Source organism: Streptomyces sp. BRA346, from assembly GCF_052851135.1.
On sequence record NZ_JAIWIH010000013.1, the window covers coordinates 113,772 to 133,340 of the forward strand.

At 71.4% G+C, this 19,569-nt stretch carries 16 protein-coding genes; 6 read left to right on the plus strand and 10 right to left on the minus strand.

Annotation, left to right across the window (positions count from 1 at the left end; translation table 11 throughout):
* Positions 1 to 51 precede the first annotated feature (51 nt).
* Positions 52 to 570 (plus strand): hypothetical protein, encoded by a 519-nt coding sequence (locus tag LCH29_RS18610; RefSeq protein WP_446462856.1) that lies wholly within the window; start codon positions 52 to 54, stop codon positions 568 to 570.
* 79 nt (positions 571 to 649) lie between these two features.
* Here the strand turns inward: LCH29_RS18610 and ppc are convergent, their stop codons facing one another.
* Positions 650 to 3,370 (minus strand): phosphoenolpyruvate carboxylase, encoded by a 2,721-nt coding sequence (gene ppc / locus LCH29_RS18615; RefSeq protein ID WP_123107275.1) that lies wholly within the window; start codon positions 3,368 to 3,370, stop codon positions 650 to 652.
* Between the two features lie 244 nt (positions 3,371 to 3,614).
* Here ppc and LCH29_RS18620 point away from each other — a divergent pair, with 244 nt between their 5' ends.
* Positions 3,615 to 4,595: an acyl-CoA desaturase gene (locus tag LCH29_RS18620; protein ID WP_446462857.1), complete on the plus strand. Its 981-nt coding sequence runs from the start codon at positions 3,615 to 3,617 to the stop codon at positions 4,593 to 4,595.
* Positions 4,592 to 5,302: a TetR family transcriptional regulator gene (locus LCH29_RS18625; protein WP_446462858.1), complete on the plus strand. Its 711-nt coding sequence runs from the start codon at positions 4,592 to 4,594 to the stop codon at positions 5,300 to 5,302. The genes LCH29_RS18620 and LCH29_RS18625 overlap by 4 nt, the downstream gene beginning before the upstream one ends.
* 10 nt (positions 5,303 to 5,312) lie before the next feature.
* Here LCH29_RS18625 and LCH29_RS18630 read toward each other — a convergent pair whose 3' ends face one another.
* Complete coding sequence (locus LCH29_RS18630) at positions 5,313 to 6,134, minus strand: trans-aconitate 2-methyltransferase (RefSeq protein ID WP_446462859.1); 822 nt, start codon at positions 6,132 to 6,134, stop codon at positions 5,313 to 5,315.
* 109 nt (positions 6,135 to 6,243) lie between these two features.
* Here LCH29_RS18630 and LCH29_RS18635 point away from each other — a divergent pair, with 109 nt between their 5' ends.
* Positions 6,244 to 6,741, plus strand: a complete 498-nt coding sequence (locus LCH29_RS18635; protein WP_446462860.1) for a MarR family winged helix-turn-helix transcriptional regulator — start codon at positions 6,244 to 6,246, stop codon at positions 6,739 to 6,741.
* On the opposite strand, the gene LCH29_RS18640 is transcribed toward LCH29_RS18635, so the two are convergent.
* The 4 genes from LCH29_RS18640 to galT all read right to left on the minus strand — a co-directional run bounded on the left by LCH29_RS18640 (position 6,700) and on the right by galT (position 11,171).
* Positions 6,700 to 7,512, minus strand: a complete 813-nt coding sequence (locus tag LCH29_RS18640) for a helix-turn-helix transcriptional regulator (RefSeq protein WP_123107276.1) — start codon at positions 7,510 to 7,512, stop codon at positions 6,700 to 6,702. The two genes, LCH29_RS18635 and LCH29_RS18640, sit on opposite strands and share 42 nt — an antisense overlap.
* A gap of 358 nt (positions 7,513 to 7,870) precedes the next feature.
* On the minus strand, positions 7,871 to 9,058 hold the full coding sequence (gene galK / locus LCH29_RS18645; RefSeq protein ID WP_446462861.1) for a galactokinase: 1,188 nt from the start codon (positions 9,056 to 9,058) through the stop codon (positions 7,871 to 7,873).
* 77 nt (positions 9,059 to 9,135) lie between these two features.
* Positions 9,136 to 10,107 carry a UDP-glucose 4-epimerase GalE gene (gene galE / locus LCH29_RS18650; protein WP_446462862.1) on the minus strand — a complete coding sequence of 324 codons (972 nt, stop codon included), beginning with the start codon at positions 10,105 to 10,107 and terminating at the stop codon, positions 9,136 to 9,138.
* Positions 10,104 to 11,171, minus strand: a complete 1,068-nt coding sequence (gene galT, locus LCH29_RS18655; RefSeq protein WP_446462863.1) for a galactose-1-phosphate uridylyltransferase — start codon at positions 11,169 to 11,171, stop codon at positions 10,104 to 10,106. Before galT ends, galE begins: the two co-directional genes overlap by 4 nt.
* A gap of 109 nt (positions 11,172 to 11,280) precedes the next feature.
* Between galT and LCH29_RS18660 the strand changes: the two genes are divergently transcribed.
* Positions 11,281 to 12,951 (plus strand): sodium:solute symporter family protein, encoded by a 1,671-nt coding sequence (locus tag LCH29_RS18660; RefSeq protein ID WP_446462864.1) that lies wholly within the window; start codon positions 11,281 to 11,283, stop codon positions 12,949 to 12,951.
* A 35-nt stretch (positions 12,952 to 12,986) separates the two neighbouring features.
* A complete protein-coding gene (locus LCH29_RS18665) occupies positions 12,987 to 13,301 on the plus strand; it encodes a hypothetical protein (protein WP_446462865.1) in 315 nt (104 codons plus the stop codon).
* 138 nt (positions 13,302 to 13,439) lie between these two features.
* On the opposite strand, the gene LCH29_RS18670 is transcribed toward LCH29_RS18665, so the two are convergent.
* The 4 genes from LCH29_RS18670 to LCH29_RS18685 all read right to left on the minus strand — a co-directional run bounded on the left by LCH29_RS18670 (position 13,440) and on the right by LCH29_RS18685 (position 19,248).
* The gene (locus LCH29_RS18670) at positions 13,440 to 14,123 is read right to left on the minus strand and encodes a response regulator transcription factor (protein WP_446462866.1); all 684 of its coding nucleotides are present in this window, start codon (positions 14,121 to 14,123) and stop codon (positions 13,440 to 13,442) included.
* Positions 14,124 to 14,377: 254 nt separating this feature from the next.
* Entirely contained in the window at positions 14,378 to 16,171 is a 1,794-nt protein-coding gene (locus tag LCH29_RS18675) for a hypothetical protein (protein ID WP_446462867.1), read from the minus strand.
* A 262-nt stretch (positions 16,172 to 16,433) separates the two neighbouring features.
* Positions 16,434 to 18,275: an ABC-F family ATP-binding cassette domain-containing protein gene (locus LCH29_RS18680; RefSeq protein ID WP_446462868.1), complete on the minus strand. Its 1,842-nt coding sequence runs from the start codon at positions 18,273 to 18,275 to the stop codon at positions 16,434 to 16,436.
* 46 nt (positions 18,276 to 18,321) lie between these two features.
* Positions 18,322 to 19,248, minus strand: a complete 927-nt coding sequence (locus LCH29_RS18685; RefSeq protein ID WP_446462869.1) for a 4-(cytidine 5'-diphospho)-2-C-methyl-D-erythritol kinase — start codon at positions 19,246 to 19,248, stop codon at positions 18,322 to 18,324.
* Positions 19,249 to 19,569 lie beyond the last annotated feature (321 nt).

Below are 19,569 nucleotides of genomic sequence, written 5' to 3' on the forward strand. Positions count from 1 at the left end.
CGTTCGGTTGGAGGTTGACCCGGGGCCCGCCGATGGCAAAGATCTACCGCCATGGCATCCACCGGCATCACCAAGCGCAGCCGTACGCGGCGGGCGGGCGAGAGCATGTACGGACTGCTGTTGCTCGCGAAGAATGTCGCCATGACGCTCGTCGCGCTGCTCATCCTGGTGGCCGGAGTGTGGTCCTCGTGGAGCGACGCCAAGCCCACGATCCTCACCAAGGGGCTGGAGCGCGGCACGCTCACGGTGTCCCGCTGCGACGACGACTGGTGCACCGGCCGGTTCACCCCCGGCTCCAAGGGCAGCGAGGCGCGGCCCAAGGTCCGGGTCGACGCGGCGGTCACGGACGGGAGGGGCGAGCGACTGCTGGTGGCCGTCAAGCCGGGCAGGAACGAGGTGGTGCGCACCGGTACGGCGGGCGTCCTGCACGCCTGGGTTCCGTTCGGCGGCTCGCTGCTGCTGGCGTCGCTGGTCGTGGCGGGCGGGCTCCGCATGCGCCGTACGGCCTGGGGCCTGGGCCTGGCGGGCGCGGCGGTGCTGGGGGCGTCCTTCGCCACGTTGACGTTCTGAACAGTTGACGTTCTGAACACACCGAGCGGCGGCCCGCTCCTCCGGGGAGCGGGCCGCCGCTCGGTGTGTGCCGGGGTGATCAGCCGGTGTTGCGCAGACCCGCCGCCACGCCGTTGACGGTGAGGAGCAGGGCCCGGGCCAGCACCGGGTCGGGCTCTTCGCCGCGCTCGCGGGCGGTGCGCTGCCGGTCGAGCAGGCTCACCTGGAGGTAGGAGATCGGGTCGAGGTAGGCGTCCCGGACGTGGAAGGTCTGCTTCAGGACGGGGTTGGAGTCCAGGAGTTCGGTCTCGCCCGTGATCCGCAGCACCTCCCGCACCGTCAGCTCGTGCTCCGCCTGGATGACGTCGAAGACGTGCTTCAGCTCGTCCGGCACCAGGGTGTCGACGTAGTGCCGGGCGATCCGCAGGTCCGTCTTGGCGAGGGTCATCTCGACGTTGGACAGGAAGTTGCGGAAGAAGTGCCAGTGCTGGTGCATCTCGTCCAGCACGCCGTCGAGCCCGGCCTCGCGGGCGGCCTTGAGGCCGGAGCCGACGCCGAACCAGCCGGGGACGATCTGCCGGGACTGGGTCCAGCCGAAGACCCACGGGATGGCCCGCAGCCCGTCGAGTCCCGCGCCGGAGTCGGGGCGGCGGGACGGGCGCGAGCCGAGGTGGAGTTCGGCGAGCTGGTCGACGGGGGTGGAGGCGAAGAAGTACGCGGGCAGGTCGGGGTCGTCCACCAGGGCGCGGTAGGCGCCGTGGGCGGCGTCGGACACCGTGTCCATCGCCGCGTCCCAGCGGGCCAGTGCCTCGTCCGACTGGCGCGGGGCGGTGTGCAGGGCCGACGCCTGGAGGGTGGCGGCCACGGTCAGCTCCAGGTTCTCGCGGGCGAGCGAGGGGACCAGGTACTTGTCGGAGATGACCTCGCCCTGCTCGGTGACCTTGATCTCGCCTTCGAGGGTGCCCCACGGCTGGGCGAGGATCGCGTCGTGGGTGGGGCCGCCGCCCCGGCCGACGGTGCCGCCGCGGCCGTGGAAGAGGCGCAGCCGTACGCCGTGCCGGTGGGCCACGTCGCGCAGCAGCCGCTGGGCGCGGTGGATCTCCCACTGGGAGGTGGTGATGCCGCCGAACTTGGAGGAGTCGGAGTAGCCGAGCATGACCTCCTGCACATCGCCGCGCAGCGAGACGAGGCGCCGGTAGGAGGGGTCGGAGAGCATGTCGTCGAGGAGCTGGTCGGCGATCTTCAGCTCGTCGGTGGTCTCCAGCAGCGGCACGATGCCGATCTTGGCCCAGCCGCCGTGCAGGTCGATGAGCCCGGCCTCGCGGGCGAGGACGGCGGCGGCGAAGACGTCGTCCGACCCGGCGCACATGGAGATGATGTACGACTCCACGATCTCGGGCCCGAAGCGCTCGAAGGACTCGCGGATGGTCTGGAAGACGCCGAGGGTCTTGGCTCCGGCGGCGTCCAGCGGCGCCGGGGAGGGCGCGAGCGGGCGGCGGGAGCGCAGTTCCTTGGCGAGCAGCTTGCGCCGGTAGTCGCGGGGCATGTCCGCGTACCGCCAGGACTCCTCGCCGAGGCGGTCGAAGAGCTGGCCGAGGGCGTGGTGGTGGGCGTCGGCGTGCTCGCGCACGTCCATGGTGGCGAGCTGGATGCCGAAGGCGGCCAAGGTGCGGATGGCGCGCTCGAGGCGGCCGTCGGCGATCAGGGCGCCGCGGTGGGCGCGCAGCGAGTCCTGGATGAGCCGGAGGTCGTCCAGCATCTCGGCGGTGCCGAGGTAGTCGCGGCCGGGGACGTGCGGGGCGTCCTTGGCGAGGCGCTCGCGGGTGTTGACGAGCTTCTGCCGCATGCAGGTGGCCTTGAGCCGGTAGGGCTCCTCGGCGTTCAGCCGCTTGTAGCGCGGGCTGATCTCGGGCAGCAGCTCCAGGTCGCGCTGGAGGGAGGCGAGCAGCTCCTCGGAGGCGTCGGAGTTGCGGATGGAGCTGGAGAGGGCGGCGCGCAGGTCGTCGATGATCTCCAGGGCGTCGGTGATGCCGTGCTCGTGCTGGAGGATCAGCACCTCCCAGGTCACCTGCGGGGTGACGTTGGGGTTGCCGTCGCGGTCGCCGCCGATCCAGGTGCCGAAGGTGAGCGGGCGGGTGGTGGCGGGCAGCTCGATGCCGACCCGCTCCAGCTCGGCGGTGAGGTCCTCCAGGACGTCGCCGACGGCGTGGGCGTGCAGCTCGTCGAGGTAGTAGACGGCGTTGCGGGCCTCGTCGGCGGGCTCGGGGCGGGCGACCCGCAGCTCGTCGGTCTGCCACAGCAGGTCGATGTTCTCGGCCAGCCGCAGGTCGGCGCGGCGGCTCTCGCCGCCGGCGGCGAGGGTGTCCAGCAGCTCGGCGATACGGCGCAGCTTGTTGAGGACGGTGCGGCGGGCGGCCTCGGTGGGGTGGGCGGTGAACACCGGGCGGACGCCCAGGTGCTCCACGGTCTGCCGCAGGTGGTCGGCGTCGGCGTCCTTGAGCTGGTCGACGGTGCGGGCGAGGATGCCGCCCTCGGCGGCGCGCCGGGCGCTCAGCTCGCGGCTCCGGTGCACCTGCTCGGTGACGTTGGCCAGGTGGAAGTAGGTCGAGAAGGCCCGCACCAGCTTGGCCGCGGTGGGCAGGTCGGTGGTGCCGAGGAGCTCGGCGGCGGCCTCGCCGTCACTGCGGGTGAGGGCGCGGACGCGCTCGACGAGGTCGAGGAGGTCGGGCCCCTCCTGTCGGACCAGGGTCTCGCCGAGGAGGTCGCCCAGACGGCGGATATCGGCACGCAGGGCGGCGTTCGTGTGGTCGGCACTGCTCACAGGTGCGGGCTCCTTGCAGTGAACGGGGGTTCCTAGCGGGGTGCAGCCCCGCGCGGCTGGCGCCGCAGGGCCCGCACCGGGTGCTTTCGGCCATGTGCGGACCGCGCTGTCCGACGTCCCCAGGATAGGCGGCGTTCCCTCGGGGGAAACCAGAGCCCTCTTGCCCCGGTTCGCGGCCCTGCCATACTTACGTCGCCGTAGGTTACGGATCCGTAGCCCAGCCCCGAGCCCCACGAGGGATCCCATGACTGCAAGCCCCGACGTGACCCACGACGCGCCGAAGGCCCAGGAGACCCCGCTTCCGTCCGCCACGCTCGGCGGGGACAGCAAGCGTTCCGTCGAACAGATCACCCTGCTGCTGTTCATCACCGTCCCGTTCATCGCGCTGGTCGCGGCGATCCCTCTGGCCTGGGGCTGGGGGGTGAGCTGGCTGGACCTGGCGCTGATGGTGGTCATGTACTACATCGGCTGCCACGGCATCACGATCGGCTTCCACCGCTACTTCACCCATGGCTCCTTCAAGGCGAAGCGCCCGCTGCGGATCGCGCTGGCGATCGCGGGCTCACTGGCGGTGGAGGGGCCGCTGGTGCGCTGGGTGGCCGATCACCGCAAGCACCACAAGTTCTCCGACGCGGAGGGCGACCCGCATTCGCCGTGGCGGTATGGGGAGACCGTTCCGGCCCTGATGAAGGGGTTGTGGTGGGCGCATATCGCATGGATGTTCGATGAGGAGCAGACGCCGCAGTACAAGTACGCGCCGGACCTGATCAAGGACAGCGCGGTCCGGAACATCTCGCGCCAGTTCGTCGTGTGGACGGTCGTGTCGCTGCTGCTGCCCGCCGCCATCGGCGGCCTGGTGACCTGGTCGTGGCAGGGGGCCGCGACCGCGTTCTTCTGGGGGTCGCTCGTCCGGGTGGCGCTGCTTCATCACGTGACCTGGTCGATCAATTCGATCTGCCACGCGGTGGGCAAGCGGCCGTTCAAGTCGCGCGACCGGTCGGGGAACGTGTGGTGGCTCGCGGTGCTCTCCTGCGGCGAGTCCTGGCACAACCTGCACCACGCCGATCCGACGTGCGCCCGGCACGGGGTGATGAAGGGCCAGCTGGACTCCAGCGCCCGGATCATCCGCTGGTTCGAGAAGCTGGGCTGGGCGTATGACGTCCGCTGGCCGAGCGCGAACCGGATCGACTCCCGCCGTAAAGAGGCCCCTGTCGAAGCGGCATGATAGAGGGCGTGGAGACCGACAGTAATACCAGCGGCAGCAAGGACCGGGCGGCCGGGACCGTCCGGTCCTCCGGATCCGGCCCCCGGCGGCCCCGCAGGGTACGGATGACCGGCAAGGAGCGCCGGGAGCAGCTGCTGGACATCGGTCGGGCGCTCTTCGCCGAACGGGGCTTCGAGGGCACCTCGGTGGAGGAGATCGCGGCGAAGGCCGGGGTCTCCAAGCCGGTGGTGTACGAGCACTTCGGGGGCAAGGAAGGGCTGTACGCGGTCGTGGTGGACCGTGAGATGCGGCGGATGCTGGACATGGTGACCACGTCGCTGACCGCGGGCCATCCACGGGAGCTGTGCGAGCAGGCCACGTTCGCCCTGCTGGACTACATCGAGGAGTACACGGACGGCTTCCGCATCCTGGTCCGTGACTCCCCCGTCGCCCAGTCGACGGGCACCTTCGCCTCGCTGATCAGCGACATCGCCACCCAGGTGGAGGACATCCTGGGCCTGGAGTTCAAGGCCCGCGGCTTCGACGCCAAGCTCGCCCCGCTGTACGCCCAGGCCCTGGTGGGGATGGTGGCGCTGACCGGCCAGTGGTGGCTGGACGTCCGCAAGCCGAAGAAGTCCGAGGTGGCGGCGCATCTGGTGAACCTGGCCTGGCACGGCCTGGACGGCCTGGAGCAGAAGCCGCGGCTGATAGGCCACCGCAAGGCGTGAGGGGGCGTCGTCAGGTCTGCTTGTGGGCCACGGCGAAGATGCGGCGGAACGGGAACGCCGTGCCGTACGGGGCCGCCGGGTAGGCCTCGCGGAGCAGGGCCGCGTACTCGCCGAGGAAGCGGTCACGGGCCGCCGGGTCGTCGGCGAGGGCGGTGAGGACGGGCCGCAGGGCGGTGCCCTTGGTCCAGTCGAGGACGGGGTCAGGGCCGGTGAGGATCTGGAGGTAGGTGGTCTCCCAGGCGTCGACCTCGCAGCCCAGCGCGGTGAGCCGGTCGAGGTAGTCGAGGGGCTCCAGGGCGGAGGCGGGGCTGCGCACGGCGTCGGTGAGGCGGTCGCGCCACTGCGGCGCGTCGCACAGGTCGCGCAGCAGGGTGTGGCTGGGGGCGCCGAAGTTGCCGGGGAGCTGGAAGGCGAGGGTGCCGCCGGGGCGGAGGGCGGCGAGCCAGCCGGGGAAGGCGTCGGCGTGGCCGGGCATCCACTGGAGCGCGGCGTTGGACACGATGAGGTCGTAGGTCTCGTCCGGCTCCCAGCGCAGGGCGTCGACGGTGCGGAAGTCGAGGCGGCCGCCGCCGGTCGTGGGCCCGGCGAGGGGCTGGGCCCGGTCGAGCATCTCGGCGGAGCTGTCGAGGCCGGTGATGTGGGCGTCCGGCCAGCGCTCGAAGAGCAGGACGGTGACGTTGCCGGGGCCGCAGCCGAGGTCGGCGATGCGGGGCGGGCGGCCGGGTTCCGCGGGGAGCGCGGGGATGCGGGCGAGGAGGTCGCGGAAGGGGCGGGCCCGGTGGCCGGAGTGGCGGAGGTACTGGGCCGCGTCCCAGTGGGGTGACGCACGCATGGTGAAGTCCCTTGAGCGGGTACGGTCGGTACGAGCAGGCTTACCGTCCTCCAGAGTGTCTCTTGATGTCAAGAGACTTCATGTCGACAGACCTATTACACTGATCGCCATGGACGACGAGGTCGATCGACTGGTGGCGGCATGGCGTCGGGAACGCCCCGACCTCGATGTCGAACCGCTCGAAGTACTCAGCCGCGTCAGCCGGCTCGCGCGCCATCTCGACCGGGCGCGGCGCATCGCCTTCAGCGAGCACCAGCTGGAGTCCTGGGAGTTCGACGTGCTGACCTCGCTGCGGCGGGCCGGGCCCCCGTACCAGCTCTCCCCCGGGCAACTGCTGACCCAGACGCTCGTCACCTCGGGCACCATGACCAATCGCATCGACCGGCTGGCGAAGAAGGGCCTGGTCGAGCGGCTGCCCGACCCCAGTGACCGGCGCGGGGTGCTGGTCCGGCTCACCGCGGAGGGACGCGACCGCGCCGACCAGGCGCTGGCCGGGCTGCTGGACCACGAGCGCGCCATCCTCGCCGAGCTGTCCCAGGCGCAGCGCGCCGAACTGGCGGCGCTGCTACGCCAGCTGACCGCCCCGTTCGACAATTTCCCCGGCTAGGTCGACCGGGCCGACGCCCGCCCGCCGGGCCAGCGCCACGGCGGCCAGCGTGGAGTGCACGCCCAGCTTGCCCAGCACGTTCTGCATATGGGTGCGGACGGTGTGCGGGGACAGGAACAGCCGCTCGGCCACCGCCTTGCGGCCGAGCCCGGCCACCATGCAGCGCAGCACTTCCCGCTCACGCGGCGTCAGCGATTCGACCAGCCGCTCGCTCTCGGTGCGGTGCTTACGAGCCGCCGTCAGCTCCCGCAGCACGCCGGTGAGCAGCGCGGGCGGCAGATGCGTCTCGTCGCGCAGCACGCCCCGGATCACGGCGAGCAGCCGGACCAGCGAACAGTCCTTGGCCACCCAGCCGGACGCCCCGGCCTGGAGCGCCGCCGCGGCCCGGCGCGGATCGTCGCGCTCGGCCAGCACCACGGTGCGCACCCCGGGTTGCGCGGTGCGCACGCCGCCGACCAGCGCTATGCCGTCCTGCGAGCGCCCGTTGACCCGCCCCGGCGGGCCCGCGCCCGGGCCGCCGCCGTGGGCGGCCTCGGCCGGTACGGCCTGCGGCACGGGGACCGGCTCCCCGTTCAGCGAGCCCAGATCGGCGTCGATCAGAAGGACGTCGAAGCGGCGCCCCTCGGCCACTCCGCGCTCCAGACAGCGCAGCGCCGCCGGGCCGCTTCCGGCCGCCGCCACGTCCACGTCCTGTTCCGCCGCGAGGGCGGCGGCCAGTGACTCGGCGAAAATGCGATGGTCGTCGACCACCAGAACCCGAATACGTGCCACGGAACCCCCCACGTCGCCGGATACTCCCGGATACCCCGAGAAGCAGTACGGGTACGGCGCCCGGGAAGGGGTCACCGCAACCGCACGGCCGCCGCCGTGCCGAGATCGCTACCCCACCCCGGGCGTCGTACCTGACTGTCTCGCCCCCTGATGCACGTCGGCCCCCACCGACGCTGTGCTCAGCGTAAGGCCGGGGCACGCCATCCGGAACGGATGAACGAAACTGCCCAGCCTCGCCTGTTTACGGTGGTCTTTGTGTTCGGTCTTGGGGAGTGAGGAAGCCAAGAACGGCGAAAATTGATCGCTCAACGGCCGAAGGCAGCGAGGCGGCCCGGATCGTCCGAAGAGTCTCCTCCGGCTACAGCCGCCGGGCGCCCGCGCTCGGGACCGCCGGGAAGATCCGCGGGGAGCGGTGTCCGGCGGCGGCGAAGGCCTCGGTGACCGCCTTGGCCACCGCGTCCGCGTCCGCCTCCTCGACCAGCACGATGGCCGAGCCGCCGAAGCCGCCGCCGGTCATCCGCGCCCCGAGCGCGCCCGCCGCGCATCCCGACTCCACCACGAGGTCCAGCTCGGCACAGGAGATCTCGAAGTCATCGCGGCACGAGGCGTGTCCGGCGGTCAGGACCGGGCCGATGGACCGGGTGTCGCCCGCGTCCAGCCGCTCGATGACCTCCCGTACCCTCTGGTTCTCGCTCACCACATGGCGCACCCGGCGGCGCACGGTGTCGTCGACGCCGAACCCGGCGAGGGTGGTGAGCGTCGCGTCCAGGGTCGCGAACTCCACCTCGCGCAGCGCGGACACGCCGAGCGCCCGCGCGGCCGACTCGCACGCGGCGCGCCGGTTGGCGTACGCGCCGTCGCCCAGCTCGTGCTTCACCCGGGTGTCCACGACCAGCAGCCGCAGCCCCTCCGCCGCGAGGTCGAACGGCACCTGCCGCTGGGTGAGGTCGCGGGCGTCGAGGAAGAGCGCATGGCCCTCGGTGCAGCAGGCGGACGCCATCTGGTCCATGATCCCGCAGGGGACGCCGACGAACTGGTTCTCCGCGCGCTGGCACAGCTGGGCGATGCGCTCCGGGGTGAGCCCCAGCCCGTACAGCTCGTTCAGCGCGGTGGCCGTCACCACCTCCAGCGCGGCGGACGAGGACAGCCCGGCGCCGGTGGGCACCGTGGACGCGTAGTGCAGGTCCGCCCCGCCGGCCGCGGCGCCGGAGAGCAGCCCCTCCTCGCGCAGCGCCCACACCACGCCCGCCGGGTAGGCCGCCCAGCCGCCGCGGTCGCCGCCGGTGCCGCCCGCGGCGACCGGGATCAGCTCCCGGACGCGCAGCTCGACGACCCCGCCCGGGGCGTCCCCGGAGTGGACGCGCAGCACCCCGTCGGTGCGCGGGGAGGCGGCCGCCAGGCAGGTGTGGGGCAGGGCGAGCGGCATCACGAAGCCGTCGTTGTAGTCGGTGTGCTCACCGATCAGGTTGACCCTGCCCGGCGCCGCCCACACGCCCTCCGGGCCGGTCCCGTAGACCTCCCGGAACCCCGCCGATACGTCGCTCACTCGCTGTCCCCTGTCCCATTGTTCCCGTCGTCCGCGGCCGGGCGGCCGCGGACGTCGCCATTCAACCGCTCAGCCGCTCAGTGCGCGCGCTGCGCGAACTCCCACGCGTCCGCGACGATGCCCTTCAGGTCGGCGCGGCTCGGGCGCCAGCCGAGGCGCTCCTTGGCGCGCTCGGCCGAGGCCACCAGCACGGCCGGGTCGCCGCCCCGGCGGTCGGCGACGACCTCGGGGATCGGGTGGCCGGTGACCTGGCGGACGGTCTCGACGACCTCGCGGACGGAGAAGCCGTTGCCGTTGCCGAGGTTGCAGACCAAGTGCTCGCCCACGGAGGCAGCGCCCAGCGCGAGGAGGTGGGCGTCGGCCAGGTCGGCGACGTGGATGTAGTCGCGGACGCAGGTGCCGTCGGGGGTCGGGTAGTCGTCGCCGAAGACGGAGATCGCCTCGCGGCGGCCCTGCGCGACCTGGAGCACCAGCGGGATCAGGTGCGACTCGGGCTCATGGCGCTCGCCGTACGCCCCGTAGGCGCCCGCGACGTTGAAGTACCGCAGGGAGACCGCGGCCAGGCCGTGGGCGGCGCACTCCCCGCTGATCATGTGGTCGACGGCGAGCTTGGTGGCGCCGTACGGATTGGTCGGCGCGGTCGCGGAGTCCTCGGTGATCGGGACGTCGTCCGGTTCGCCGTAGGTGGCGGCGGTGGAGGAGAAGACCAGGGTGCGCACCCCGGCGTCCCGCATCGCCGCGAGCAGCGCGGTGGTCCCGCCGACGTTGTTGACCCAGTACTTCTCCGGGTCGACGACGGACTCCCCGACCTGCGAGGACGCCGCGAAGTGCAGCACACCGTCGTACGAGGCGTCGAGCCACTTGGCCGCGTCCTGGACGCGGCCCTCGATGAACTCCGCGCCCTCCGGAACGCCCGCGCGGTGCCCGGTGGACAGGTCGTCCAGGACGGTCACCCGGTGCCCGGCCTCCAGCAGATGCGCGGCGACCACGCTGCCGACATAACCGGCACCGCCTGTGACCAGGTACTTCTTGTGCTGCGCATTGCTCACTTGCTCGCTACCTCTCGCAGTCGCTCGGCCGCGGCCTCCGGCGGCACATCATTGATGAACACATTCATGCCGGATTCGGAACCCGCGAGAAACTTCAGCTTGCCGGAAGTGCGGCGGATGGTGAAAAGCTCGAGGTGGAGTGCGAATTCCTCGCGGTCGTCCGCCGTGAACGGCGCCTGGTGCCAGGCGGCGATGTACGGCGTCGGCGGCTCACCTTCACCTTCCTTCCCACCACCCCGCCCGTCGAATATCCGGTCGAAGCGCTTCAAGAGTTCCAGATACATCTGTGGAAACTCTGTGCGTGCGGCATCGTCCAGCGCGGTCAGGTCCGGGACCCGGCGCTTGGGGTAGAGGTGCACCTCGTACGGCCAGTGCGCGGCATACGGGACGAAGGCGGTCCAGTGCTCCCCGTCGAGCACGATGCGCGATCCGTCGGACCGCTCCTCCGCGACCACATCATCGAACAGATTCCGACCGGTCCGCTCACGGTGCTCGGCGAGGGAGCGCAGCATCAGCCGGGTACGCGGCGTCGGAAAGGGATACCCGTAGATCTGGCCGTGCGGATGGCCGAGGGTGACGCCGATCTCCCTGCCCCGGTTCTCGAAGCAGAACACCTGCTCGACGGAGGGGAGTTGGGCCAGCTCGGCGGTCCGGTCGGTCCAGGCGTCGAGCACCAGCGCGGCCTGCTCGGCGGTGAGGTCGGCGAAGGAGGCGTCGTGGTCGGAGGTGAAGCACACGACCTCACACCGCCCCGCGTCACCGGCCAGCGAGGGAAAGCGGTTCTCGAAGACGACGACGTCGTAGTCGGAGGCGGGGATCTCGCTGAGCCGCCCGTCGCGCGAGGGGCACAGCGGGCATTCGTCGGCCGGCGGGTGGTACGTGCGCCCCTGGCGGTGGGAGGCGACGGCCACGTCGTCGCCGAGGAGGCGGTCGTGGCGGATCTCGGAGCGGGTGGATATGGGGTCGAGCGGCCGCTGGTCGACGGCGTCGCGCACCGCGTCGTCGCGCGCGTCGTAGTAGATCAGCTCGCGTCCGTCCGCGAGCCGCGTCGCCGTCTTCTTCACGCCGCCAGCTCCTGTCAGCATCACCCAACACAACTAAACATAATGAACCACAAGCCAACAGCGGCGTCAATGCGCGGTGGAGGCGCCCTAATAAAGCAGGATAATTCGCATGCACCCTCTGGCAGCAGATCTCCGGCTCCCGACCAACGCCCTCGACTACACCATCCTGATCCTCTACTTCGCCGTCGTACTCGGCGTCGGATTCGCCGCCAGACGAAGCGTGAAGACGAGCCTGGACTTCTTTCTCTCCGGCCGGTCACTGCCCGCCTGGGTCACCGGTCTCGCCTTCGTCGCCGCCAATCTGGGCGCCCTGGAGATCCTGGGAATGGCGGCCAACGGCGCCCAGTACGGCGTCTACACGGTGCACTGGTACTGGGTCGGCGCCATTCCGGCCATGGTCTTCCTCGGCCTGGTGATGATGCCGTTCTACTACGGCTCCAAGGTCAGGTCGGTGCCCGAATTCCTGCTGCACCGCTACGGGCCGTCCTCGCACCTGCTCAGCTCGATCATCTTCTCCGTGGCGTCCGTGCTGATCGCGGGCGTCAACCTGTACGCGATGGCCATCGTCGTCGAGGCGCTGCTCGGCTGGCCGCAGTGGGTGGCCATCGTCGTCGCCGGGCTGTTCGTGCTCGCGTACATCACCCTGGGCGGACTCTCCTCGGCGATCTACAACGAGGTGCTCCAGTTCTTCGTCATCCTCGCCGCGCTCATCCCGCTCACCGTCGTCGGCCTCAAGCGGGTGGGCGGCTTCGGCGGGCTCAAGGACTCCCTCGAAGCGTCCCACGGCCCCAACTTCACCTCCGCGTGGGGCGGCACCGGCCTCGGCTCGGACAACCCGCTGGGCGCCAACTGGCTGACCATCGTGCTCGGCCTCGGCTTCTGCCTGAGCTTCGGCTACTGGACGACCAACTTCGCCGAGGTGCAGCGCGCGCTGTCCGCCAAGAACCTCTCGGCCGCCCAGCGCACCCCGCTGATCGCCGCCTTCCCCAAGATGTTCATCCCGCTGATCGTGGTCGTCCCGGGGCTGATCGCGCTGGTCGTCGAGCCGAAGATCGGCTCCACCAAGAGCGGTCTCCAGTACAACGACGCGATCCCGCTCCTGATGAGCGATCTGCTCCCCAACGGTGTGCTGGGCCTGGCGGTCACCGGACTGCTCGCCGCCTTCATGGCGGGCATGGCGGCCAACGTCTCGGCCTTCAACACGGTCTTCACCCACGACATCTGGCGGGCGTACCTCGTCAAGGACCGCCCGGACGCCTACTACCTGCTGACGGGGCGGGTGGTGACCGCGATCGGCGTGCTGGCCGGGATGGGGACGGCGTTCATCGCGTCCTCGTTCAGCAACATCATGAACTACCTCCAGACCCTGTTCTCGTTCTTCAACGTGCCGCTGTTCTGCGTCTTCATCATCGGGATGTTCTGGCGGCGGGCCACCGCCCCGGCCGGGTTCTGGGGGCTGCTCTCGGGCACCGTCGCCGCGATGATCAACTACTTCTGGCTCTACAAGGACGGCGTCATCGCCATCCCCAGCGACCAGGGCGCCAACTTCGTCTCCGCCATCGTGGCGTTCGTGGTCGGCGGGGTGGTGATGGTCGCCATCACACCGTTCACCAAGCCCAAACCGGAGCAGTCCCTGGCCGGTCTGGTCTACGGGACCACCGCCCCCGGTCTGGCCGAACCCGCGGCGCCCGGCGACGAGGCCTGGTACCGCAGGCCCGCCCTGCTCGGCTGGGGCGCGATCGTCCTCGCCGCCCTGTGCTACGTGCCGTTCTCCCTGTGACCCCGTGACCCTCCTGCGGATAAGGAACCCGCGCCATGAGTGACGACTACGAGTATCAGCACGAGGTCGAGGAGCTGGAGGGGAAGTCGGCGACCGCGGCCCGGCTCTTCGACGTACGGCGCATCATCGGCGGCCTGTTCGTGATCTACGGCATCGTCATCACGATCGCCGGAATCACCGCCTCCGACGCGGACCTGAAGAAGGCCGAGGACATCAACATCAACCTGTGGACGGGCGTCAGCATGCTCGTCCTCGGCCTGCTCTTCCTGCTCTGGATGAAGCTCAGGCCGCTGCCCGTACCCCACCCCGCCCCCGAGCAGGGCCCCGCCCGGCCCGGGGACGCGGACTGACCAGGCAGACTAGTGCCGCGTCAGTCAAGGTTTGCCCGGTAGCGAGGCGTCCTGGTGCGGTCAGATGCAAGGCGCCGGATCGGCCTCGTAGTGGGCCTACTCGGTCGGCGAGCGGGGTGAACCTTGGCTGACGCGGCACTAGGTCACGGCGCTGCGGTGCGTCGCCGCCCGGTCCAGCAGACCGGTGCGCGCCGCCAGCGCCGCTGCCTCCAGCCGGGACCCCACCCCGAGCTTCATCAGCACCCGCTGCACATGGGTGCGCGCCGTGCTGGGCGCGATGCCCATGCCCGCGGCGATCAGCCGGGTGTCCTCGCCCTCCGCGACCCGCATGAGCACCTCCACCTCGCGCGGGGTCAGCATGCGCAGCAGCCGGGCGCCCTCGTCGTCCGGCTGGGCCGCGGGGTTGAGCAGCTCCGCGAACGCCCCCTGCAACAGCTGCGGGGCCACGGCCGCCTCGCCCGCACGCGCCTTCATCATGGCGCGCTCGACGCCCTCGATCCGCTCGTCGTGCCGAACGTAGCCCGACGCGCCCGCGGCGAACGCGGCGGCGATGCCGCGCGGGCTCGGCACCGGGCCGAGGACGACCACCGCGACCTGCGGCCGCTCCTTCTTGATCCGCACGACCGGTTCGAACACGCCCGGATCGGCGGGTGTCGCCGTACCCAGCAGACACACCTCCGGTGCCCGGCTCACCACCAGCTCCGCCGCTCCCGCGCTCGGCGCGGCCGCCGCGAGCACCCGGTGCCCGCGCAGCTTCAACGCCGAGGCGAGGGCCTCCGCGAGCAGGCGGTGGTCATCGACCACCATGAGTCGCACGCCCATGAGTTTCCCCCCTTTGCCCCGGGAAGCTACACGCTTGTTCGACGTTGCGCGCCCCTTACCCGGAAGAAGCCCCCCGGAATGCCGAAATCCCGCCCATCTGCGCCTACTTGACACCTCATTCACGTCTGAAACAGATCGATGCGGCCTGCCCGGCGGAACGGATTCGATCATGGGGAACCCGGGCGGAAAACGGCGGCGGCCCCGCCCGTACGGTGCGTACGGGCGGGGCCGCCGAGGCGTGACGCCGGTGGGGGTCAGCTGCCCCCGAAGATGATGGCCAGCGGGTCGTCCTTGTCGTACGAGCCCGAGGGCTTGTCGGCGTAGACGGTGCTCATGTACAGCCGCTGGTCGGAGTAGATGATCTCCGAGTAGCTGGGGCTGAACTTCGACTCCATCTCCCCGCTGTCGGCCGGGTTCTGCAACAGCTTCGCCTTCTCGTACGACTTGGGGTCGATGCGCCACACCGCGCCGCCCTCGTCGAAGGTGCTCTCCTGGTAGGCGAGCACGAAGCCGTCGTCGTCGAGGCCGAGCGGGGTCATCGCGGCCCGCTTGACGCCGTCCGCCTTGCCGACCGGCTTGCCGGTCGACAGGCTGAACGCCACGATCTCGTTGGCCGTGGTGGTGCTGTCGTAGCTGTTGCGGTCCTCCGACCCCAGGAACAGGGCGTCGGCCGACTTGCTGACGGCGATCTGACGGCAGCCCTCGACGCTGGTCGAGGGGCACTTGGCCTGGTACTTGCCGTTCTCGGTGCTGATCTTCGCGCGCACCGTACCGGCCTTGGCGCTGTCGTCGATGGCCAGGAAGTCGGAGACCCCGGAGCCGGTCGAGTCGCCCGCGTCGAGCCCGATCACCAGCGGGTCGGTCGACGCGACGTGCACGTAGTCGATGCCCTGCGACACCTTGTACGAGGACTTCACCGCGCCCGTCTTCGGGTTCAGCGTCTGGACCTGGATCTGCGGGTTGTCGTACTGACCGCACTGGCGCACCGCGACCAGCTTGGTCTCGCTGCCCGCGTAGCCGCGGTCCTCGCAGTCGCTGGTGGGCTGCGGCTTCCACAGCTGCTTGCCCGACGACGACCAGGCGGCGCCGCCGCTGGTGCCGCCCGCGGCGACCGTGCCGCCGCCGAAGGTCACTTCGTCGAAGGGGACCTTCTCGTCCCCGTCACTGACGTCCCGGTGCCACCGCATCTTGCCGTTCTTCAGGTCCAGCAGCGCGACCTGGTTGCAGCTCGGGTACTCGTCCTCCTTGGTCGGCTTGCTCTCCTGGTAGAGGACCGCGGTCAGACCGCCCTTGGAGACGTGGTCCGAGGACCAGCAGACCGCACCGGCAAGGGGAATCGACCACTTCGCGGCGCCGCCGTCCAGTGGATAGCCGTCGATCTTGTTGACCCCGGCCTTCACGAAGGTGTCGCCGACGGTCCACATGCCCTCGACCGTGACCTGGTCGTCGACCTTCGGCATCGGGAGCTTGTTGACCAGCTGGGCGTTGACCGTCTTGGGCGCGGGCTTGTTCTTGGTGCCGCCCGTGCTGCCCTGGCTGGTCTGCTCGTCCTTGCCCTTGGCCTGGTCGTCGGAGTCGCCACCGCTGGTGGCGAACCATATGCCGCCGCCGATGACCAGCGCGACCGCGACCACCGCGCTGACGATGACCGCCATCCGCTGCTTGGACCGGCCGCCGCCGGGGCCGCCGCCCTGGCCCGGGCCGCCGGGGTACTGCGGCTGGGACGGGTAGCCGTACCCCTGCTGGCCGTACTGCTGCTGGCCGTAGGGCTGTTGCCCGTACTGCTGCTGTCCGTACTGCTGCTGATACGGGGACGGCATGGCCGGCATGGCCGCCTGGGTGGGCTCAGCGTGCACCGACTGGCCCGGGTAGCCGTAACCGCCCGCGCCCTGCGGGGGCGTCTGCGGCGGCTGCGGCGGCTGCGACGGCGGGCCCGGGGGCGGCGGAGGCGGGACCGGCGGCTGCTGCGGATAGCCGTAACTCGGCTCCTGAGGCGCGCCGAAGCCGCCCTGCGGCGGCTGATTGGGCGGCGGAGGCGGCTGTGACATGGGTATTCCTTTGAAGCGAGCCCATGGACCGACTCGGCCTCCCCCGCTATCCCGGCGGCCGGAATCCGCCGGGATGGAGTGAATCGGACATGCGACCCGCCGGTGAGCAGCAGGGCAAGGCGGGAGTTTCTTTGTATCACCCGGTCATGACAAGCCACGGGCCGGTCGCCATCTATCGAGCAGCTGAGACCGGCCCGTGACGCGACTGTTGCGCACGCGTCGTCCGCCCCCACGAGCCGTCGGCGCCTCACGCGCCGTCCGCTCAGGCGTCGTCGGCCAGCTCCAGCCAGCGGGTCTCCAGTTCGTCCCGCTCCCCCGTCAGCTCCCGCAGCTTGGCGTCCAGCTCGGCGACCCGGGTGAAGTCCGTGGCGTCCTCGGCGATCTGGGCGTGCAGCGTGGACTCCTGGTCGCTGATGCGGTCCAGCCGCCGCTCGATCTTCTGGAGTTCCTTCTTCGCGGCACGCTGCTCGGCCGCCGAGCGCTGCCCGCCGGACGGCGCCTCCGCGGTCTTCTGCTTGCCGGACGCCTGCTTGCCGGAGCCGGACGCGGACGGGACCGTCGCCGCGGCCAGCGCCCGCTGCCGCCGCTCCAGGTACTCGTCCACCCCGCGCGGCAGCATGCGCAGCGTAGCGTCGCCCAGCAGGGCGAGCACCCGGTCGGTGGTGCGCTCCAGGAAGTACCGGTCGTGGCTGATGACCACGAGCGAGCCCGGCCAGCCGTCGAGGAGGTCCTCCAGCTGGGTCAGGGTCTCGATGTCCAGGTCGTTCGTCGGCTCGTCCAGGAACAGCACATTGGGCTCGTCCATCAGCAGCCGCAGGATCTGGAGCCTGCGCCGCTCACCGCCGGACAGATCGCCGACCGGCGTCCACTGCTTCTCCTTGGTGAAGCCGAACTTCTCGCACAGCTGCGACGCGGTCATCTCCCGGCCCTTGCCCAGGTCGACGCGCTGCCGCACCTGCTCCACGGCCTCCAGGACGCGCAGGTTCCGGTCGAGTTCGGCGACCTCCTGCGAGAGGTACGCGAGCTTCACGGTCTTGCCGACGACGATCCGGCCGCCCTCGGGCTGCCGTTCGCCCTCGCTGCGCGCGGCCTCGGCGAGGGCGCGCAGCAGCGACGTCTTGCCCGCGCCGTTCACGCCCACCAGGCCGATCCGGTCGCCCGGCCCCAACTGCCAGGTCAGATGCTTGAGCAGCACCTTCGGCCCCGCGGTGACGGTCACGTCCTCCAGGTCGAAGACCGTCTTCCCGAGGCGGGAGTTCGCGAACTTCATCAGCTCGGCGCTGTCGCGCGGCGGCGGGACGTCCGCGATCAGCGCGTTCGCCGCCTCGATGCGGAAGCGCGGCTTGCTGGTGCGGGCCGGGGCGCCGCGGCGCAGCCAGGCCAGCTCCTTGCGCATCAGGTTCTGCCGCTTGGCCTCCTCGCTGGCGGCGATGCGCTCGCGCTCGGCGCGGGCGAAGACGTAGTCGCTGTAGCCGCCCTCGTACTCGTGCACCGCGCCGCGCTGCACGTCCCACATGCGGGTGCAGACCTGGTCCAGGAACCAGCGGTCGTGGGTGACGACCACCAGCGCCGAGCGGCGCGCCCGCAGATGACCGGCCAGCCAGGAGATGCCCTCGACGTCGAGGTGGTTCGTCGGCTCGTCCAGGACGATCAGGTCCTGCTCGGCGATCAGCAGTTTGGCGAGCGCGATACGGCGGCGCTCGCCGCCGGACAGCGGGCCGATGACGGTGTCCAGGCCCTGCGGGAAGGCGGGCAGGTCGAGGCCGCCGAAGAGCCCGGTGAGGATGTCCCGGATCTTGGCGTCGCCCGCCCACTCGTGGTCGGCGAGGTCGCCGATCACCTCGTGCCGGACGGTCGCGGCGGGGTCGAGCGAATCGTGCTGGGTCAGCACGCCCGCCCGCAGTCCCCCGGCGTGGGTGACGCGGCCGTCGTCGGCGGGTTCGAGCTTGGCGAGGATCCGGATGAGCGTGGTCTTCCCGTCCCCGTTGCGGCCGACGACGCCGATCCGGTCGCCCTCGTTGACCCCGAGGGACACGCCGTCCAGCAGCGCGCGGGTGCCGTACACCTTGCCGACGGCTTCGACGTTGACCAAGTTGGTGGCCATCACACTCCTGTTTCGCGGATCGTTCGACGTTCCAGGGTAGTCGCGGTCAGGGAGTGGTCACCGTCGCCCCGGGCGCCGGGCCGGACGCCGTCCGCACGGTGCGGCAGGTGCCGGACGCCGCGACCGCCGTGGCCACGTCCTGGGCGGCCTCCGCGTCCTTCGCCAGGAACGCGCAGGTCGGGCCCGAGCCGGACACCAGGGAGGCGAGTGCGCCCCCGTCCGCGCCCGCGCGCAGCGTCTCGGCGAGCGCCGGGCGCAGGGACAGCGCGGCGGGCTGGAGATCGTTGGTCACGGCGGCGGCCAGCGCGGCCGGGTCGCCGGTGCGCAGGGCCGTGAGCAGCGCCTCGGACGGCTCCGGGTCGGGGATGTCGTCCACGGTCGCGCCCGCCCCCGTCTCCTCCCGGAGGCGGTCGCACTCCCGGTAGACGGCCGGGGTGGACAGGCCGCCGTCCGCGACCGCGAACACCCAGTGGAACGTCCCGCCCGTCTCCAGCGGCGTCAGCAGCTCCCCCCGGCCACGGCCGAGGGCCGCGCCGCCGACCAGGCTGAACGGGACGTCGCTGCCCAGGTCGGCGCAGAGCGCCAGCAGTTCGGTGCGGCTGGTCTTCGTTCCCCACAGCGCGTCGCACGCCAGCAGCGCCCCGGCGGCGTCCGCACTGCCGCCCGCCATGCCGCCCGCGACGGGGATGTCCTTGGCGATGTGCAGATGCACGTCCGGCGCGAGGCCGTGGCGCGCGGCGAGCGCGATCGCCGCGCGGGCGGCGAGGTTCGTGTGGTCGGTGGGGACGTGCGGGGCGTCGGTGCCCTCGACGGTGACGCGGAGGCTTTCGGCGGGGGTGGCCGTGACCTCGTCGTGGAGCCCTACGGCGAGGAAGACGTTGGCCAGGTCATGAAAGCCGTCGGGGCGTCGGCCGCCGACCGCGAGCTGAACATTGACCTTCGCGGGAACGCGGGCGGTCACGGGGCGGGTCACGGGGCTCCTTGGGGAGGGTGGTCGGGTGTCCGATGCGGCCATTGTCGCGCCTGCCGCGGGCTGGTCCCACCGGGGCCCCGCCCCCCGGACCCGGGCGCCTGCGGGCGGGCTTGTTCCCCACCCCGCCCCTTCCCGCAGCATCCGATGTGCGGCTCCGCCGCGTGGCGGGGGACACCCCCGGGCCCCCGCGCGGGGCTCCACCCCGGCCCCGTCTCGGGGCCCCGCCCCCGCACCCCCACCGACCGCGGCTTCCCACACTCCGGAACCCCGGCCCCTCCTGCGCTCGACCGCAACCCCGGCAGCGCGCCAGCGGGGACCGGG

Excerpts from the sequence above, each read along its gene's own strand:
- LCH29_RS18675 (WP_446462867.1), bottom strand. The coding sequence starts at position 16,171 with ATGTCACAGCCGCCTCCGCCGCCCAATCAGCCGCCGCAGGGCGGCTTC.
- LCH29_RS18680 (WP_446462868.1), bottom strand. The coding sequence starts at position 18,275 with ATGGCCACCAACTTGGTCAACGTCGAAGCCGTCGGCAAGGTGTACGGC.
- LCH29_RS18625 (WP_446462858.1), top strand. The coding sequence starts at position 4,592 with ATGATAGAGGGCGTGGAGACCGACAGTAATACCAGCGGCAGCAAGGAC.
- LCH29_RS18660 (WP_446462864.1), top strand. The coding sequence starts at position 11,281 with ATGCACCCTCTGGCAGCAGATCTCCGGCTCCCGACCAACGCCCTCGAC.
- LCH29_RS18630 (WP_446462859.1), bottom strand. The coding sequence starts at position 6,134 with ATGCGTGCGTCACCCCACTGGGACGCGGCCCAGTACCTCCGCCACTCC.
- LCH29_RS18610 (WP_446462856.1), top strand. The coding sequence starts at position 52 with ATGGCATCCACCGGCATCACCAAGCGCAGCCGTACGCGGCGGGCGGGC.
- LCH29_RS18635 (WP_446462860.1), top strand. The coding sequence starts at position 6,244 with ATGGACGACGAGGTCGATCGACTGGTGGCGGCATGGCGTCGGGAACGC.
- LCH29_RS18670 (WP_446462866.1), bottom strand. The coding sequence starts at position 14,123 with ATGGGCGTGCGACTCATGGTGGTCGATGACCACCGCCTGCTCGCGGAG.
- LCH29_RS18665 (WP_446462865.1), top strand. The coding sequence starts at position 12,987 with ATGAGTGACGACTACGAGTATCAGCACGAGGTCGAGGAGCTGGAGGGG.
- LCH29_RS18620 (WP_446462857.1), top strand. The coding sequence starts at position 3,615 with ATGACTGCAAGCCCCGACGTGACCCACGACGCGCCGAAGGCCCAGGAG.